At 72.3% G+C, this 17,973-nt stretch carries 15 protein-coding genes; 14 read left to right on the plus strand and 1 reads right to left on the minus strand.

Annotated features, from left to right (window positions below; genetic code table 11):
* The first annotated feature begins 11 nt into the window (after nucleotides 1–11).
* Nucleotides 12–1,268 carry an aminotransferase class V-fold PLP-dependent enzyme gene (locus ABD732_RS06010; protein ID WP_344781628.1) on the plus strand — a complete coding sequence of 419 codons (1,257 nt, stop codon included), beginning with the start codon at nucleotides 12–14 and terminating at the stop codon, nucleotides 1,266–1,268.
* A gap of 95 nt (nucleotides 1,269–1,363) precedes the next feature.
* On the opposite strand, the gene ABD732_RS06015 is transcribed toward ABD732_RS06010, so the two are convergent.
* Nucleotides 1,364–1,843: an inorganic diphosphatase gene (locus tag ABD732_RS06015; protein WP_344781630.1), complete on the minus strand. Its 480-nt coding sequence runs from the start codon at nucleotides 1,841–1,843 to the stop codon at nucleotides 1,364–1,366.
* Between the two features lie 85 nt (nucleotides 1,844–1,928).
* Here ABD732_RS06015 and dacB point away from each other — a divergent pair, with 85 nt between their 5' ends.
* The 13 genes from dacB to ABD732_RS06080 all read left to right on the plus strand — a co-directional run bounded on the left by dacB (nucleotide 1,929) and on the right by ABD732_RS06080 (nucleotide 17,919).
* A complete protein-coding gene (gene dacB / locus ABD732_RS06020) occupies nucleotides 1,929–3,368 on the plus strand; it encodes a D-alanyl-D-alanine carboxypeptidase/D-alanyl-D-alanine endopeptidase (RefSeq protein ID WP_425552989.1) in 1,440 nt (479 codons plus the stop codon).
* Nucleotides 3,369–3,519: 151 nt separating this feature from the next.
* Nucleotides 3,520–4,530: a zinc-dependent metalloprotease gene (locus tag ABD732_RS06025; RefSeq protein WP_344782012.1), complete on the plus strand. Its 1,011-nt coding sequence runs from the start codon at nucleotides 3,520–3,522 to the stop codon at nucleotides 4,528–4,530.
* Nucleotides 4,509–5,486 carry a tRNA lysidine(34) synthetase TilS gene (tilS, locus tag ABD732_RS06030; RefSeq protein WP_425552990.1) on the plus strand — a complete coding sequence of 326 codons (978 nt, stop codon included), beginning with the start codon at nucleotides 4,509–4,511 and terminating at the stop codon, nucleotides 5,484–5,486. The genes ABD732_RS06025 and tilS overlap by 22 nt, the downstream gene beginning before the upstream one ends.
* A gap of 36 nt (nucleotides 5,487–5,522) precedes the next feature.
* Complete coding sequence (gene hpt, locus ABD732_RS06035) at nucleotides 5,523–6,095, plus strand: hypoxanthine phosphoribosyltransferase (protein ID WP_344781634.1); 573 nt, start codon at nucleotides 5,523–5,525, stop codon at nucleotides 6,093–6,095.
* Between the two features lie 154 nt (nucleotides 6,096–6,249).
* Nucleotides 6,250–8,574 (plus strand): ATP-dependent zinc metalloprotease FtsH, encoded by a 2,325-nt coding sequence (ftsH, locus tag ABD732_RS06040; RefSeq protein WP_344781636.1) that lies wholly within the window; start codon nucleotides 6,250–6,252, stop codon nucleotides 8,572–8,574.
* A gap of 43 nt (nucleotides 8,575–8,617) precedes the next feature.
* Nucleotides 8,618–9,220 (plus strand): GTP cyclohydrolase I FolE, encoded by a 603-nt coding sequence (gene folE / locus ABD732_RS06045; protein ID WP_344781638.1) that lies wholly within the window; start codon nucleotides 8,618–8,620, stop codon nucleotides 9,218–9,220.
* Nucleotides 9,220–10,104 carry a dihydropteroate synthase gene (gene folP, locus ABD732_RS06050; RefSeq protein WP_344781640.1) on the plus strand — a complete coding sequence of 295 codons (885 nt, stop codon included), beginning with the start codon at nucleotides 9,220–9,222 and terminating at the stop codon, nucleotides 10,102–10,104. The genes folE and folP overlap by 1 nt, the downstream gene beginning before the upstream one ends.
* Nucleotides 10,097–10,483: a dihydroneopterin aldolase gene (gene folB, locus ABD732_RS06055; RefSeq protein ID WP_344781642.1), complete on the plus strand. Its 387-nt coding sequence runs from the start codon at nucleotides 10,097–10,099 to the stop codon at nucleotides 10,481–10,483. Before folP ends, folB begins: the two co-directional genes overlap by 8 nt.
* Nucleotides 10,480–10,992, plus strand: coding sequence for a 2-amino-4-hydroxy-6-hydroxymethyldihydropteridine diphosphokinase (folK, locus tag ABD732_RS06060; protein WP_344781644.1), 513 nt, complete (start codon nucleotides 10,480–10,482; stop codon nucleotides 10,990–10,992). Before folB ends, folK begins: the two co-directional genes overlap by 4 nt.
* Nucleotides 10,989–11,531: a DUF3180 domain-containing protein gene (locus ABD732_RS06065; RefSeq protein WP_344781646.1), complete on the plus strand. Its 543-nt coding sequence runs from the start codon at nucleotides 10,989–10,991 to the stop codon at nucleotides 11,529–11,531. The genes folK and ABD732_RS06065 overlap by 4 nt, the downstream gene beginning before the upstream one ends.
* 58 nt (nucleotides 11,532–11,589) lie before the next feature.
* Complete coding sequence (locus ABD732_RS06070; RefSeq protein ID WP_344781648.1) at nucleotides 11,590–12,855, plus strand: DUF6779 domain-containing protein; 1,266 nt, start codon at nucleotides 11,590–11,592, stop codon at nucleotides 12,853–12,855.
* 448 nt (nucleotides 12,856–13,303) lie between these two features.
* Entirely contained in the window at nucleotides 13,304–13,978 is a 675-nt protein-coding gene (locus ABD732_RS06075; RefSeq protein WP_344781650.1) for an MspA family porin, read from the plus strand.
* Between the two features lie 221 nt (nucleotides 13,979–14,199).
* Entirely contained in the window at nucleotides 14,200–17,919 is a 3,720-nt protein-coding gene (locus tag ABD732_RS06080; protein ID WP_344781652.1) for an nSTAND1 domain-containing NTPase, read from the plus strand.
* Nucleotides 17,920–17,973: the final 54 nt, after the last annotated feature.

The raw sequence follows: 17,973 nt of genomic DNA on the forward strand, positions 1-17,973 counted from the left end.
GAGCTCTAGCCATGACCGCTGTCCTGGACCACCCCGTCCACCACGCCACCTTCTCCGCCCTGGCGCCCGTCGTCGGTGCCGAGCAGACGGTGCCCACCGCGGCCGGCGAGGTCCGGTACGCCAACTTCGACTACGCGGCCAGCGCCCCGGCGCTGACCGAGGTGGCCTCGGTCTTCACCGAGGCGCTGTCGCAGTACGCCAGCGTGCACCGGGGCGCCGGCCACCTGTCGCAGGTGACCACCGCCCGCTACGAGCAGGCCCGCGAGACGGTGCGCCGCTTCGTCGGCGGCCGCGCCGACGACACCGTGGTCTTCACCCGCAACACCACCGACGCGATCAACCTGGCCGCCCACGCGGTACCCGGGGACGTGGTGGTCCTCGACATCGAGCACCACGCCAACCTGCTGCCCTGGCAGCGCACCGGACGTGCCCGGGTGGTCGCGGTGCAGCCCACGTTCGCCGCGACGCTGGACGCACTGGAGGCCGAACTCGCACGCAAGCCCGCGGCGCTGCTGGCGATCACCGCCGCCTCCAATGTCACCGGGGAGGTGCTGCCGATCCGCGCCCTCGCCGCGGCCGCGCACCGGCACGGTGCCCGGATCCTGGTGGACGGGGCCCAGCTGGTGGCGCACCGTCCGGTCTCGCTCGCCGGGTACGGCGTCGACTACCTGGTGTTCTCCGGCCACAAGATCTACGCCCCGTTCGGTGCCGGAGTGCTGATCGGCCGGCCGGACTGGCTCGACGCCGCCGAGCCGTACCTCGCCGGCGGCGGCGCCTCCGCGCAGGTGGACCTGTCCGGCGGCACGTCCTGGCACGCGGGTCCGGCCCGGCACGAGGCCGGCAGCCCGAACGTCCTCGGGGCCGTCGCCGTGGCTGCGGCCACCGACGCCATCCGGGGGGTCGGCTTCGAGCTGATCGGCTACCACGAGCGGGACCTGCTGGCCCGGCTGGACGAGGGGCTCGCCCGCCTCGACCACGTCACCGCTCTCCGGATCTTCGACGCACCGGCCGAAGAAGGCCGGCCCGCGGTGACCGACCGCGTCGGCATCGCGGCGTTCACCGTCGCCGGTCACACCGCGCGCGAGGTGGCCGAATACCTGAGCGACCGGCACGGCATCGGCGTCCGCGACGGCAAGTTCTGCGCGCATCCGCTGTTGCGCCACCTCGGGCACCCGGACGGGGCCGTCCGGGCCAGCTTCGGGCTGGGCACCAGCTCCGACGACGTCGACCGGCTTCTCGCCGCGCTGGCGGAGCTGGGCACCGACTGATCCCCGCACAGACCGACGCGCTGCACCGGCGAGCCCGCGATGCGCGGCGCCCCGCTCCCTCCAGGGGGAGCGGGGCGCACCGGCTGTTCCGTCGATCAGGCCTTGTAGCGGTCCACCGCGGCCTCGGCGACCTTGATGGCCTCGGCCTTGCCGACCCATCCGCCGGGCGTGACCTCCTTGCCCGGCTCGAGGTCCTTGTAGTGCTCGAAGAAGTGCGAGATGGCCTTGAGCTCGTAGTCCGCGACGTCCCCGATGTCCTGGACGTGATCCCAGCGGGGATCACCGGCCGGCACGGCGAGGAGCTTGTCGTCGCCGCCGGCCTCGTCGGTCATGGTGTACATGCCGATCACCCGGGATTTGACGATGACGCCCGGGAAGACGGACTCGGTCAGCAGCACCATCGCGTCCAGCGGGTCGCCGTCCTCGCCGAGGGTGTGATCGATGTAGCCGTAGTCGGCGGGGTAGCCCATCGACGTGTAGAGGTAGCGATCCAGGTAGACCTTGCCGGTCTCGTGGTCGACCTCGTATTTGTTGCGGCCGCCCTTGGGGATCTCGACGGTGACCTCGAACTCCATGCGTTCGTCTCCTGTGTCTTCGGGGGTGTCTCGGGGGTCAACGATACTGTGGGGGGAGTCAGGACAGCGCGGGCAGCCCGAACTCATGGTGCGTGCCGGTGCGAGAGTCCGCACAGGCGGCGAATCCGAAGGGAACCAGGTGGCGACGACGAGGCCCGGCCGGCGCCGGTGGCGTGCTGTGCTCATCACCGTGCTGAGCCTGTTGCTGGTGGCAGCCCTGGCCCTCGGCGGGGTCCTCGGCTACGACTGGTACGTCAATCGTCCGGAGCCGATTCCTGCCGGCACGCCGGCTCAGCCGGCTGCGGCCACCGTGGACCCCAGCATCGTGCCGGTGGCCGGCACCGCCCCCGAGCCCACCCGGCGCGGAGTGACCGCCCAGTTGCGCGCCGGACTGCGGGACCCGGCACTGGGCAAGTTGACCGGCATGATCTCCGATCCGCTGACCGGCGAGACCCTCTGGACGCAGAATCCGGACGACCCGCGCACCCCGGCGTCGAACGCCAAGATCCTCACCGCGGCGGCCGTGCTGGAGCAGCTCGATCACGACGACCGCCTCACCACCGAGGTGGTGATGGGCGCCGACGGCCAGGTGATCCTGGTCGGTGCCGGGGATCCGACGCTCACCGTGCAGGCGGCCGACGACGACACCTTCTACACCGACGCCCCGCGGATCATCGATCTGGCCGACCAGATCAAGCGCAGCGGGGTGCCGGTCACCTCGGTGGCGGTGGCGCCCAGCTCGATCGACGGCCCGGACATGGAGCGGACCTGGGACACCGACGACATCGAGGGCGGCGACATCGCGCCGATCACCTCGCTGATGGTCGACGGCGCCCGCACCGACCCGCTCGACGAGTACTCCCCGCGGTCCGACAGTTCGCCGGAGGATGCCGGCCGCGCCCTCGCCTCGGCGCTCGGTCTGAACGGCCCGGTGACCGAGGCCGCGCCCGCGTCCGGCGCCCGCGTGTTGGCATCGGTGGAGTCGGCCCCGCTGAGCACCCGGGTCGGCGACATGATGCGGCTGAGCGACAACATCCTGGCCGAGACCCTGGCCATCGAGCTGTCGGTGGCGATCGGCGGTCCCGCCACCATCAACGGCGGCGCAGAAGCGGTGGTGAAGGTGTTGCGGGAGAAGGGATTCAACGTCAGCGGCGTGGTCCTGCGGGATTCCTCGGGACTCTCCGGTGCCGATCGCGTGCCCGCCCGGCTGCTGGACCAGCTGGTGTCGGCCGCTGCCGGCGACAGCCGTCCGCAGCTGCGCCCGATGCTCGACACCTTCCCCGTCGCCGGCGGCACGGGCACCCTGGCCGAGCGCTTCCCGCCGGGGAAGAACCCCGGCGCCGGATGGGTGCGCGCCAAGACCGGCACGCTGACCGGTGTCAGCTCGCTGACCGGCATCGTGCAGACCGTCGAGGGTCGCGTCCTGACCTTCGCCTTCATGTCGGGCGGTACCTCGCCGGCCGATGCGCGCCCGGCCCTCGACGAGCTGGCCGGGGCGCTGCGGGAATGCGGCTGCCGTGGATGACGCTGCCGTGGAGGACACCGACGACGCCACTTCAGGAGCAGACACCGTGACCACTGCCGACCACACCTCAGCCGACCAGACAGCCGGCGGCCACCCAGCCCCCGATCAGGCCGCCGAGACGGCGGACCACGACAGCGGGCCGGCCACCAACATCGACTGGGGACTGGCCGCCTCGCTCGGCCGGAAGATCGCCCGGCCCGGCCCCCGCGTCACGCGGTACACGATGGCGCAGGCCCGCGCCGAACTCGCCGACGCCGCGGTGCGCGCCGAAGCGCCGGTCCGGGAGGTGACCGGGCTGGCCGACGGGCTGCCGGTGCCGACCGCGCGGATCCTGGACCGGTCCGGGTGGATCGATGCCGCGGCCACCTCGATGCCCGCGATGCTCGGCGAGAACGCCGCAAGCAGCGGCGGCGGTGTGGTCGGAAAGGTCGCCGGGGCGCAGGCCGCCGGTCTGCTGGCCTTCCTGTCCAGCGCGATACTCGGCCAGTACGACCCGTTCTCGCCGGACCCGGAGACCGGTGAGCCCGGCGTCCTGATGCTGGTGGCGCCCAACATCATCGCCGTCGAACGGCAGCTTCGCGCCGTGCCCGCGGACTTCCGCCTGTGGGTATGCCTCCACGAGGTGACGCACCGGGTGCAGTTCTCGGCCAACCCGTGGCTGGCCGGGTACATGCAGTCCAATGTGGGGGTGCTCTCCGGCGACGCCGGTGAATCGATGAACGACCTGGTGAGCCGGCTGACCGAATCGCTGCGCAGCGGACGGCCGCGGGAGAAGGGCATGCTCGGCGTGATGCAGCTGCTGCAGACCCCCGAGCAGTACGACGCCTTCGAGCGCGTCATGGTGCTTGGCACTCTTCTGGAGGGCCACGCCGATCACGTGATGGATGCGGTCGGACCGGCGCAGGTACCGACCGTCGCCGCGATCCGCCAAGCCTTCGACGCCCGCCGCCAGCGCCCGCAGAACCCGATCCAGCGGCTGATCCGGGCGCTCATCGGGATGGACGCCAAGTTGGCGCAGTACGTGCGGGGCAAGGCCTTCGTCGACGCCGTGGTCGGGCAGGTGGGGATGGCCGCTTTCAACACCGTGTGGACCTCGCCGGAGACGATGCCGACGATGGCCGAGATCGGCGAACCGGACCAGTGGATCGCCCGGGTGCTCTGAGCGGACGATCCCGCGCCCAGCAGGAACTGATCGGCGCGGTGCGCGGATTCGCGAGCACCCGGCTGTCCGGTCCGGCGGTGTGCGTTGGCCTGTCCGGCGGCGCGGACTCGCTGGCCCTGACCGCGGCCGCGGTGCGCGCCGGACTGCAGGTGACCGCGCTGGTGGTCGACCACCGCCTGCAGGCCGGGTCCGCCGACGTGGCCGAGCGCGCCGCGGCCACCGCGCGCGAACTCGGCGCGCAGGCGCAGCTCCTCCCGGTCGACGTCACCGGCGGCGGCGGTCCGGAAGCCGCCGCCCGCACCGCCCGCCGGGCGGCGCTGCGCGCGGCGGCGGGAAACCGGCCGGTGCTGCTCGGCCACACGCTCGACGACCAGGCCGAGACGGTGCTGCTCGGTCTGGGCCGCGGCTCCGGTGCGCGCTCACTGGCCGCGATGGCGGCCTGGACGCCGCCGTGGGGGCGCCCGCTTCTGCGGGTGCGCCGCGCACAGACCCGTCAGGCCTGCATCGATTGGGGGCTGACCTGGTGGGATGACCCGCACAACGACGACCCCCGCTTCACTCGGGTCCGGCTGCGGCACGAGGCGCTGCCCCTGCTCGACGACATCCTCGGCGGCGCCGCCGAGGCCCTCGCCCGGACCGCGGACCAGATCCGGGCCGACGCCGACGCGCTGGACGCGATGTCCGCCGAACTGGCGGAGACCGCGACCGTGCCCGACGGGCTGGCCGTGGTACCGCTGGCCGCGGCCCCCGCCGCGCTGCGCACCCGGGTCCTGCGCCGCTGGCTCGTCGCCGCGGGGGCGCCGGCGCCTGCCTCCCGGGTGATCGGCGCCGTCGACGCCCTGGTCACCGACTGGCGGGGGCAGGGGCCGGTCGCCGTCGGCGGCGACACCGACGACCGGCTGGCCGTGGTGCGCGAGGCGGCCGGGATCCTCGTCCTGCGGCGACTGGCCCGGTAACCCGGGGCCCATCGCGCAGGCACCGGCGCTTGTGCGATGCTGGAAGACGTGGCGCACGGTTACGCGGAAGACGACATCGAAACGATTCTGATCACCGAAGATCAGATCGCCGAACGCACGGCCGAGATGGCGCAGGCGATCGCCGAGCGTTACCGGGATGCGCCGGACGACCTGCTGCTGGTGGGGGTGCTCAAAGGTGCGGTCATGTTCATGACCGACCTGGCGCGCGCCCTGCCGGTCCCCAATCAGATGGAGTTCATGGCGGTCAGCAGCTACGGCTCGTCGACGTCGTCGTCGGGTGTGGTGCGGATCCTCAAAGACCTCGATCGCGACATCGCCGGCCGGGACGTGCTGATCGTCGAGGACATCATCGACTCCGGCCTCACCCTGTCGTGGTTGATGAAGAACCTGGCCACACGCTCGCCGCGGTCGCTTGAGGTGGTGACCCTGCTGCGCAAGCCGAAGGCGGTGAAGCTGCCGGTGAAGGTCTACGACGTGGGCTTCGACATCGAGAACGAGTTCGTGGTGGGTTACGGCCTGGACTGCAACGAGCGCTACCGGGATCTGCCGTTCATCGGCCGCCTGGACCCGTCCGTCTACTCCGACTGAACCGTCGGCGCGGGCGCGGCGTTACGCCCTGCGGGAACAAAGTCAAGGTCCCGGGGCGTTGAAAGGTAGCCTCGTATAGCGAGTAAGACGGGAAGGACAAGGGTCCGCGCACGCCCCGCCCGGGTGCGGGGCGCGCAGACCCACGCGTACCAGTATGGACCGAAAGAAGCTCTACCGGAATCTGGCCATCGTGGCCGTGATCATCTTCGCCCTGTGGGGCTTTTCAGCGCTGCGCTCCGACGACAGCGAGTACACCGGCGTCGACACCTCGGTCGCGATGACTCAGCTGAACATCAAGAACACCGAGTCGATCCAGATCGACGACAAAGAGCAGCGCCTGCGGATCACGCTGAAGGATCCGATTCCGGTCGACGGCGAGGACGTCACCAAGATCGAGTCGCAGTACCCGTCCGGGGTGTCCGCGCGCGTCTTCCAGGCCGCCACCACCACCGGTGCGCCGTACCAGACCAACATCACCAAGGACTCGGGGATCTGGCAGTCGCTGCTGATCTTCGTGCTGCCGATGGTGATCCTGTTCGGTCTGTTCTTCTTCGTCATGAGCCGCATGCAGGGCGGCGGCCGCGGCGGTGTCATGGGCTTCGGCAAGTCGAAGGCCAAGCAGCTCACCAAGGACATGCCCAAGACCACGTTCGCCGATGTGGCCGGTGCGGACGAGGCCGTCGAGGAACTCGACGAGATCCGCGACTTCCTGCAGAACCCGGCCCGCTACCAAGCACTGGGCGCCAAGATCCCCAAGGGTGTGCTGCTGTACGGCCCGCCCGGCACCGGTAAGACGCTGCTGGCGCGGGCGGTGGCCGGTGAGGCCGGCGTGCCGTTCTACACCATCTCCGGGTCGGACTTCGTCGAGATGTTCGTCGGCGTCGGCGCCTCCCGGGTGCGCGATCTGTTCGAGCAGGCCAAAGAGAACAGCCCCTGCATCATCTTCGTCGACGAGATCGACGCGGTCGGCCGCCAGCGCGGCGCCGGCATGGGCGGCGGTCACGACGAGCGCGAGCAGACGCTGAACCAGCTGCTGGTGGAGATGGACGGCTTCGGCGAGCGCTCCGGCGTGATCGTGATGGCGGCGACCAACCGCCCCGACATCCTGGACCCGGCACTGCTGCGCCCGGGCCGTTTCGACCGGCAGATCCCGGTCGGCAACCCCGACATCGCCGGCCGGCGCGCCATTCTGGCCGTCCACGCCAAGGGCAAGCCGATCGCCGACGGCGCCGACCTGGACGGTCTTGCCAAGCGCACCCCCGGCATGTCCGGCGCCGACCTGGCCAACGTCATCAACGAGGCGGCGCTGCTCACCGCGCGCGAGAACAAGCACGTCATCACCGACGAGACCCTCGAAGAGGCGGTCGACCGCGTCGTGGGCGGCCCGCGCCGCAAGAGCCGCGTGATCAGCGAGCACGAGAAGAAGGTCGTGGCCTATCACGAGGCCGGTCACACGCTGGCCGCGTGGGCGATGCCCGACCTGGATCCGATCTACAAGGTCACCATCCTGGCGCGCGGCCGCACCGGCGGTCATGCGCTGGCGGTCCCCGAGCAGGACAAGGACCTGATGACCCGGTCGGAGATGGTCGCGCGCCTGGTGATGGCGATGGGGGGCCGGGCGGCCGAGGAACTGGTCTTCCATGAGCCCACCACCGGTGCCAGCTCCGACATCGACCAGGCCACCAAGATCGCGCGCGCCATGGTCACCGAATACGGCATGAGCGGCCGCCTGGGAGCGGTCCGCTACGGCCACGAGCAGGGCGACCCCTTCATGGGACGCGGCATGGGCGGCGGCACCCCCGAATACTCGGCGGGCGTCGCGGCCGAGATCGACGAGGAGGTCCGCCGCCTGATCGAGGTCTCGCACACCGAGGCCTGGGCGATCCTGGACCACTACCGCGACAAGCTCGACGATCTGGCCGGTGCGCTGCTGGAGAAGGAGACGCTGGTCCGCAAGGACCTGGAGCAGATCCTGGACGGCGTGCAGAAGCGGTCGCGGATGACCGAGTTCAGCGAATTCGGCCAGCGGACCCCCAGCACCAAGCCGCCGATCAAGACACCGGCCGAGCTCGCCGCCGAGCGCGGCGAGCCGTGGCCCCCGGAGCCGCAGCCGGAGCCGGTCACCGTGCCGCCGCAGCAGCCTCCGTTCCCGTCGCAGTACGGCCAGCCGGCCCCGGCGCCGGGCCCGACCACCGGGCACCGGCCGGCGCAGCAGTACCCGGACCTGAGCGGCCGGGCACCGGGACAGCCGGCCCCGTACCCGGGGACCAACGGTCAGCCGCAACCGGACCGGCCGTACGGCGCCCAGCCGAACGGGCACCCCGGACAGTCGTATCCCGGACAGCCCCAGCCCGGACAGGCCCAGCCGGGTCAGCCCCAGCCCGGACAGCATCCCGGGGGCACGTGGCCGGACTACGGTGCCCCGCGCGACTGGCAGGCCCCGGGCTGGCCGCCGGCCGACGATCCCCGCAACAACTGACGTTCGCTGCATCTGCTGCACCCCGGGAAGGAAACGCATCACCATGAGCGACGACGAGCCGCTGGTCACCGCGGACGGCCGGAAGTTCGACCAAACGCGCGCCGAAGCCGCCGTACGTGAACTGCTCCTCGCCGTCGGCGAGGATCCCGACCGGGAGGGGCTGCGCCGCACCCCCGAACGCGTCGCCCGGGCCTACCGGGAGATGTTCGGCGGTCTGTACACCGACCCCAGTGACGTCCTGGCGACCGTCTTCGACGAAGACCACGGCGAGCTGGTCCTGGTCAAGGACATCCCGCTGTACTCCACGTGCGAGCACCACCTGGTCTCGTTCCACGGCGTCGCGCACGTGGGCTACATCCCCGGCGACAGCGGCCAGGTCACCGGCCTGAGCAAGCTGGCGCGACTGGTGGACTTGTACGCCCGCCGCCCGCAGGTGCAGGAACGTCTCACCACCCAGATCGCGGACGCCCTGATGCGGCGCCTGCAACCGCGCGGCGTGATCGTGGTGATCGAGGCCGAGCACCTGTGCATGGCCATGCGGGGGATCCGGAAGCCGGGTGCCAGCACCACCACGTCGGCGGTGCGGGGAATCTTCCAGACCAGTGCGGTCTCGCGCGGTGAAGCTCTCGACCTGATCACCCGCTGATGACCGACCGCCCGGACCCCGGCTCGGCCACCCGGGTCATGGGAGTCCTCAACGTCACCGCGGACTCCTTCTCCGACGGCGGCCGCTACCTCGATCCCAGCGCGGCGATCGCGCACGGCCGTCTGCTCGCCGAGCAGGGAGCCGACATCGTCGACGTCGGCGGTGAATCCACCCGGCCGGGCGCCGATCGCGTCGACCCGGAGGTCGAAGCCGCTCGCGTGGTGCCGGTGGTGCAGGCGCTGACCGCCGACGGGGTGGTGGTGTCGGTGGACACCATGCGCGCCGCGGTCGCCGCCGCGGCCATCGAGGCCGGCGCCTCCTACGTCAACGACGTCTCCGGCGGCCGCGCCGACCCCGACATGGGCCGGGTGGTGGCCGAGGCGAGCCTGCCGTGGATCCTCATGCATTGGCGGCCGTCGAACGGTGCGGCCGAGGGCGACCGCCACTTCACCCACCGGCGGGAGGAGGCCGGCGGCTACCGCGATGTGGTGGCCGAGGTCTCCGGCGAGTTGCTGGGCCAGGTGGACGCGGCGGTGGCCGCCGGAGTGGATCCGGACCGGATCATCCTGGATCCGGGCCTGGGGTTCGCCAAGACCGCCGGCCACAACTGGACTCTGCTGCACGCGTTGCCGACGCTGGTCGGACTGGGATTCCCGGTGCTGATCGGGGCCTCCCGCAAACGGTTCCTGGGTGCACTGCTGGCCCGGGACGGCGCCGACCGGTCGCCGGCGGGCCGCGACGTCGCGACCTCCGCCATCTCGGCGCTGGCCGCGGCGGGCGGGGCGTGGGGTGTGCGGGTGCACGACGTCGCCGCGAACCGCGACGCCGTGGCCGTGGCCGCGGCCTGGCGCGCGGGCGGACCGAGAGGGGCACGACATGGCTGACCGGATCGAACTGCGCGGCCTGCGGGTGCGGGGCCGGCACGGCGTCTTCGATCACGAGCGCCGCGACGGTCAGGACTTCCTGATCGACGTCACTCTCTGGCTGGATCTGCGGCCGGCGGCGGTCAGCGACGAACTGACCGACACCGTCGACTACGGCGCTCTCGCGCAGCTGGCGCACGACATCGTCGCCGGCGAGCCGCGGAACCTGATCGAGACGGTGGGGGCGCAGATCGCCGACGAGATCATGGCCGACGAGCGCATCGCCGCCTGCGAGGTGACCGTGCACAAGCCGTCGGCACCGATCCCGCTGGCCTTCGACGACGTCGCCGTCGTCACCCGGCGGTCGGCGACGACCATGCCCGGCAGGCCGGGACGATGACCAGCCGCGCCGTCCTGTCCGCCGGCTCCAATCTGGGCGACAGCCGGGCCCGACTGGCCGAGGTGGTCGAGGCCCTGGGCGACCGCGTGGTCGCCGTCTCCGGCGTGTACGTGACCGCCCCCTGGGGCGGAGTGGAGCAGGACGACTTCGTCAACCGGACGATCATCGCCGACAGCGAGTGGTCGCCCCGCGAGTGGCTGGCGTTCTGCCGGGAGTGCGAGCGTGCCGCCGACCGGGTGCGCCAGGTGCGCTGGGGGCCGCGGACGCTGGACGTCGACGTGATCTCGGTCGAGGTCGACGGCGCCGCGGTGCGTTCGGACGACCCCGAGTTGACGTTGCCCCATCCCCGGGCCGCCGAGCGGGCGTTCGTGCTGGCGCCGTGGCTGGAAGCCGATCCGGACGCCCGCCTGTGGACGCCGGGTGGTGAGCGGCCCGTCGCCGAGCTGCTCGAGGCGCTGCCCGCCACCGAACGCGCCGGGGTGCGGCGTGACGCGGAGCAGACCCGATGACCGCCGAGCCGCGCGGGGAGCGCCCACCGAGTCCGTCCGGCGACGACGACCACAAGCTCGGTCCCACCCGGGTCCGGGACATGGCGGCGGTCGCCCTGGTCGCGGGGGTGCTGCTGTGGGTGCTGGCACGCTACTACTACGGGATGTTCCCCTCTCTGCCGTGGCCGGCGAGCTTGACGCTGTACCTGCTGGCCGCGCTCGAGGTGCTGATCGGCTTCCTGGTGCGCGCCCGGGTGACCGGCGGCCACGTGGGACCGGCGCACGGGCAGCTGCATCCGATCAACGTCGCCCGATCGCTGGCCCTGGCCAAGGCCTCGGCCATTCTGGGGGCGATCGCCTTCGGCGGGTGGATCGGGCTGCTGATCTTCCTGGTCAGCCGCCGGCACGTGGACGTGGCGGCGGCAGACATGCCGGCCGCGGTGGTCGGGGTGATCGGCGGGCTGCTGCTGGTCGCCGCCGCACTGTGGCTGGAGTACTGCTGCCGTGCCCCCGACGACCCCACGGGGGACTCCCCGGACACCACTCCGCACCCCGTCTGAGGCGACTCTCCGCAGCCGCTGCCCGGTGCGGGACACCCCGGCAGGTAAGTTGGCCGATATGGCCAGCACAGACAGCGCACCCCGGGCCGCCCGTCGACCTCCGCGACGCGGCGCCACCCAGCCGGCCGCAACGCCGGGCGGCGACGCCGCGCAGGCGGCACAGCCGGATTCCGCCGCCAAGGCCGCCGCCGGCACCCCGGGCGGGGTCGCGCAATGGCTGCTCGGCCTGTTCATCGTGCTCGCGCTGATCGCGAGCCTGCTGATGGTGTTCGGCAACGACATCTCGATCACCGCCTCCCTCGCGGTGATCGCGGCACTGTGGGCCGCGGTGATCGGGGCGGTGCTGGTGACCAAGTACCGGCGCCAGGCCGATGTGGCCGAGAACCGCAGCCGTGACCTGCGCCTGGTGTACGAGCTGCAGTTGGAGCGGGAGATCGCCGCCCGGCGCCAGTACGAGTCGGACGTGGAGACCGCGATCCGGCACGAACTGGCCGAAGAGACCAACGAAGAGTTCGAAGAACTCAAAGCACAGGTGCTCGCCCTGCGGGCCAGCCTGGAGCAGGTGCTCGGCAATCCGCTGCCCGAGGTGCCGCTGGCGCTGCGTCCGGAACGCCGCCGCGAGCTCGGTTCGGGGCTGACCGGCCGCAGTTTCGCCGACGCGACCGACGATCGCGTCGCCGCCAACCTGGACTTCGCTTCCACGGCACCGCCCGCCGACCCGGGTCGGCACGCCCCCGATCCCGTCGACTCCGTTCCCGTCGAGTCGGCTCCGTACGAGTCGGCCGCCTACGAGTCTGCTGCCGCCGCACCGTCCGACGTGGAGATGACCGAGATCATTCCGGTGGTCACCGACGAGGAGACGGTCGACTACGACGACGCCGAGCCGGCGGACAGCGGCGACCAGTACGAGTACGCCCAGCACGAGTACGCCCGGCACGAGTACGCCCGGCAGGATTACGCCCAGCCCCAGTACCAGCAGGCCGACTACCAGCAGGCCGACTACCAGCAGGCCGAGTACACCAGCGTCATTCCCGCGCAGCCGCACGCCGACTACACCGCCTCGCGGTACGAATACACCTCGACCGAGTACACCGCGGTCGAGTACGCCGAGGAGGTCCCGCCCCAGCAGGCGTACGACGCGGCCGCCTATCAGCCGCCCGTGCCCCCGGTGCCCGAGGTGCCGGCGATGCCGCAGCGGGGCCGCCGTGCCGCGGCCAACGACGAGCCCGGTGCCCACACTGCCGGCCAGCCGGCCTCGGAGCTGCTGGACCGGCTGCGGCAGAGCCGCGGCGAAGACACCGGCGGTCGCCGGCGCCGCGACTGACCGGTCGCGACTGACCGGCCTCATCGGGGAGTTCACCCGGTGTCCATTCCGGACCGGAATATCCGGAACAGATCGTGATCTCGACAGTCGCCGATGCTCTGCGGCGGCGGTCTGCCGATCCCGCGCAGCGCGCGCAGCGTGCAGAGTCGTCGTGCCCGGAGCAGGTGGCGCGGGCCACCGCCGTGCCTCTGCCGCCGCCAGGGCCGCCAGAGCCGTCAGAGGCGTCCTGTGGAGGGCGCGACGGCCCTGTCTCGAGGGCCGAGGCCGGATGGACCGGTCCGAAAATTCCGGACCGGAATTCTCCTTCATCGCTCTGACCTGCGTATTCATCGCGGGAAGGCATTTGGGCAGGCGCGCTTGTCCATAGCGTGATCGACGGGCACAACAATCCCGGGCACAGCGAGGTGCCGCACATACTGCACGTATCACCGACTTCCAGGAGCTCATCGTGAAGCACCGTCTCACCGTTCTGGCCGCCGTCCTCGGCGTGCTGTCCCTGTCCGGCCTCTTCGCCGGCACCGCCGCGGCGGCCACCCACCAGACCCGCGAAGGTCTGGCGATCGAACTGTCGGCGGCGCAGCAGTCGGTCCGCAAGATCGCACCGCTGGACTCATCGCTCACCTCGGGTGAGGCCCTGTTGTCGTCCAACGTGCGCGCCGCCATCACCGGAATCGGCGACAAGAAGGTGAAGGCCACCCTGGAGCTGGGCTACCAAATCGGCTACCCCGTGTCGGTGGCGCCGGGCGGGGTCAAAGTGACCGCCCACACCCCGGACCTGAAGCTGTCGAGCGGCCTGAACGCCAAGTTCGCGCCGGATGCGAGCATCTCCGGCACCGGCGGTGGACTGTCCCTGGGGGAGGTCGGCGCCGACGTGGGCGCCGCGGCCACCGTCATTCCGGCCGCGGACCTGGAGTTCGAGGTCGGCGCGGGCAAGATCACCACGGTGGAGCTGGCCGAGATCGCGCTGACCAAGCCGGTCGCCGACATCGTGCTGTCGGGCGTCAACCTGCACGTGACGAATGCGGTGGGCCCGATCTCGGTGCGCCCCTTCGCGAAGATCTCCGTGCGCACCGACACCGGTGTGTACGTGTACTACGCCTACGGCAAGACCACCAAGATCTGACGCTTCGGCGTCACCGGTCCTCTCCGGCGATGGGCGCCCCGCGGTCGGGGCGGGGCACCCGTCGCCGGGAGGTTCACCCCCGGCAGCGCCGTGGGTGAGTCGACGTGATCTGCGACTCTCCCACGGCCTGAGCCGTAGGCGCGGGCACAGACTGCGCCGTAGGCTGACGCCGTGCGAGCCCGACCGTCGGGGGACGGGCTCTCGGCGCGGCAGGCTAGGCGATGACGTTCTCCACTCAGCTCCGGCGGCTCTGGGCCGCCGCGGGCGATCCGACCCTCAAATCGGTCAGCGAGGCCGTCGCCGCCCGCGGCCGCCCCGCCGGGCTCACCGTCAAACGCAGTCTCGTCGCGCGCCTGAGCGATTGGCGCAACGGCAAACACCTGCCCCGGGAGTTCGAGGGGGTGCTGCTGTTCACCGTCGCCGAACTGCTGGACCGGGCCCGGAGCCGGGACGCCCTCGACGGCATCCCCACCCACTTGGAGCAGTGGGAGGCGCTGTGGCGCCAGGCCCGCCTCGACGAGGCCGCCGGCGACGTGGCCAACCCCTATCCGGGACTCGCCTCGTACGGCCCGGACACTGCCGCCTGCTTCTTCGGCCGAGACGCTGAGATCGCCGCCATCACCGCGATGATCGACGACGCCGTCGCCGCTGGTGGCGGGCTGGTGGCGCTGGTCGGAGTGTCCGGCTCCGGCAAGTCCTCGCTGCTGGCCGCCGGGGTTCGGCCCACGCTGGTCCGCAGCGGCATCGCGGTCGAGTCCATGACGCCGGGACCGGATCCGGAGAACGAACTCGAGCGCGTCCTGGCGCGCACCGCCGACGAGCAGGGTGGGCCGCAGGTGATCATCGTCGACCAGGCCGAGGAACTGTTCACCGTCGCCGAGGACGCGGTGACGGCGGCGTTCCTCGACGCGCTCACTGCGCTGACCACGCAGCGGTCCCGATCGCCGATCGTGATCCTGATGGGGCTGCGCGCGGACTTCATCGGCGAATGGGTCGCCTATCCGCAGCTGCTGGACGCGATGAACGAACGGACCCACCTGCTGGGCCCCATGCGGCGCGCCGCACTGGAGGAGGTCATCACCCGCCCGGCGGCCGCCGTCGGGGTCAAGCTCGACCCCGGTCTCGCCGAGCGGGTGCTCGGCGAATTCTGCGGCCCGCGCATGGAGGACTACGACGCCGGGGCGCTGCCGCTGCTGAACCACTCCCTCGCGACGCTCTGGGGGCATCGCACCGGCAACCGGCTGACGCTGCGCGCCTACACCGAGTCGGGCGGGGTCTTCGGCGGTCTCGGCGACACGGCCGAGCAGATGTGGGCCGGTCTCGCCCCGGACGTGCGGGACGAGACCAAACGCCTGCTGCTGCGCCTGGTCCATCTGGACGACACCGGCCGCGACACCCGCATGGTGCGGTCCCGGGCCGCTCTGCTGGCCGGCGACGCCCGCGGTGCCCGCGCCCGCGGCGCCGCCCTGCAGGCGTTGCTGGGTGCGCGGCTGGTGGTGGTCGACGGCGACGAGCGGGTGTCGTTCACCCACGAGATCGTCATGCGGTCCTGGGGCCGGCTGCGCGGGTGGATCGACGAGAACCGCGGCGACCTGCTGGCCCGGCAGCGTCTGGAGACCTCCGCGGAGGCGTGGTCTCGGTCCGGCCGGGACCGCAGCTTGCTGCTGCGCGGATCGACGCTGGAACGGGCCCGCCACGCCGCACGCACCGGGGAGGTCTCCGCGGATGCGGCCGCGTTCGTGGCCGCCGCCGAGCAGACCGAGCGCCGCGCGAGCCGCCTGCGGCGGGCCTCCGTGCTGGCGCTGGTGCTCACCACCGTCCTCGGGCTGGCCCTTGCGGTGATCGCCTACCAGGCGCGCAGCGAGGCCGTGGGCCAGCGCACGGCCGCCGAGTTGGGTCGCCTCAACGCCGACGCCGATCGGCTGCGGGACTCCGATCCGACCATGTCTGCGCGGCTCACCCAGCTCGCGGAGGAACTCGACCCCTCGGACGTCAACCGGTCGCGGCTGGTGGCGACCGGCAATCTGCCGCTCGCGATTCCGCTCGAGACCGGCACCGGCGCCGTGTACACCGTCGATGTGAGTCCGAACGGGCGGCGGGTGGCCGGGACCGGTTCGGACGGTGCCGCCCGGATCTGGAACATCGACCTGCCCGGCGACGCGCCCGTGGTGCTGCGCGGGCACGACAGCTTCGTCACCGCGGTCGCGTGGTCGCCCGACGGCACCCGGCTGGCCACCACCTCCGACGACGGGACCGCCCGCATCTGGCGAGATCCCGGCGCGGGCGGCGAGCCGGTGGTGCTGCGGGGGCACCGTGGCCGGGTGGTCTACGCGGCCTGGGGGCGCGGCGACCGCGTCGCCACCGCGGGAATGGACGGCACAGTCCGGATCTGGGATGCGGCGAACGGGGTTCAGCTGGCCGAACTGGCCGGCCACACCAAGGATGTGCGGACCGTCGCCTGGAGCCCGGACGGCGCCCTGATCGCCTCCGGCGGCGGCGATCGCGTCACCCGGCTGTGGGACGGAACCACGTACGCCCCGCGCGGGGTGATCACCGGCTACCGCGACACCGTGCACGCCCTCGACTTCCGCGCCGACAGCCGCGTGCTCGCAACCGGCTCCGACGACACCACCGTCGCGCTCTGGGACGTCGGCGATCCGGCCGCTCCGGTGCCGCTCGGCATTCCGATGACCGCCCACACCGCGCCGGTGTGGTCGGTCGGCTTCAGTCCGGACGGGCGCCGGTTGATCTCGGCCTCGCTGGACGGCACCGCGCGCGTGTGGAGCATCGCCCAGCCCGCGGTGCCGGTGCAGCTGGGGCCCACGCTCGACGGCGCGGCCAGTTCCCTCTTCTCGGCCACGTTCACCCCGGACGGGCGCCGGGCGGTCACCTCCGGTGCCGACGGCCGCCTGCGGATCTGGACGCTGCCCGGGACGGTGCTGGCCGGGCACACCGGCCGGGTGATCGCCCCGGCGATCAGCGGGAACCGGATGCTGACCGGTGGTTCCGGCGGAACCCTGATGCTCTGGGATCTGACGCAGCCGGCCGAACCGCGTCTGCTGGCCTCGGCCGGCACCGCCGGCGGCGCCCGCATCGACCAGGTGTCGTTGTCGGGGGACGGGCGCCTCGCCGCGGCGGCGACCGGCGAACGCACGGTCGCGGTCTGGCCGCTGGGGGACGACGGGCGATTCGGTGCGCCGTCCACGCTCGCCGTCGACACTCTCGATCAGCAACGGGCGGTCTTCGCCCCGGCCGGCGACCTGCTGCTGACCGGTGCCCGTGACGACTCCTTCCAGCTGTGGCGGGTGGCGCCGTCGGGGACGGCCACCCGGGTGGGCCCGGAGCTCAAACACGGTGACGCGGGCACCTGGGCCACCTCGGCCGCCTGGAGCCCGGACGGCCGCCGCCTGGTGACCGCGGGCGTCGACGGCGTCCTGAATCTGTGGGACGTCTCGCAGCCGGAGCGGCCGCGCGCGCTCGGCGTCTCGGCGGCGGCGCCCGCCGGCGGGGTGAACGCGGTCGCCTGGGCCGGCGACGTGGTCGCCTCCGGCGGCGACGGCGGCCGGGTGCGGTTGTGGCGTGCGGGGGCCGGCGGGCTGGAACTCCTGGCGGACCGGCAGCAGGACCGCGGCGGTACCGTCCGCACCCTCGACTTCGTCGCCGGCGGGGATCGGCTGATCGCCGCCGGCGACGGCGAGACCCTGGTGGTGTGGGACACGGCCGACCCGGCCGGGGCGAGGCAGTGGGGCAGGCCGATCGGCCCGGCCGGCGCAGGCCGCTGGTACGGCAGCGCCACCGGCGACGGGGCCGCGGTGGTGCTGGGCGGCGACCACGGTTCCCTGACGGCGGTCCTGCTGGATCCGGAGTACGCCGACCGGCGGATCGATGCGGCGACACTCCCGCTCACCGCCGCCGAACGCGCCCGTTTCGGCATCGGGTGAAGCCGCTCACAGTTTTCAGCGATCGGGCGGCGACGCGCCTATCGTGGCGGTGTA

This window comes from Gordonia caeni, from assembly GCF_039537105.1.
Lineage (GTDB): Bacteria > Actinomycetota > Actinomycetes > Mycobacteriales > Mycobacteriaceae > Gordonia > Gordonia caeni.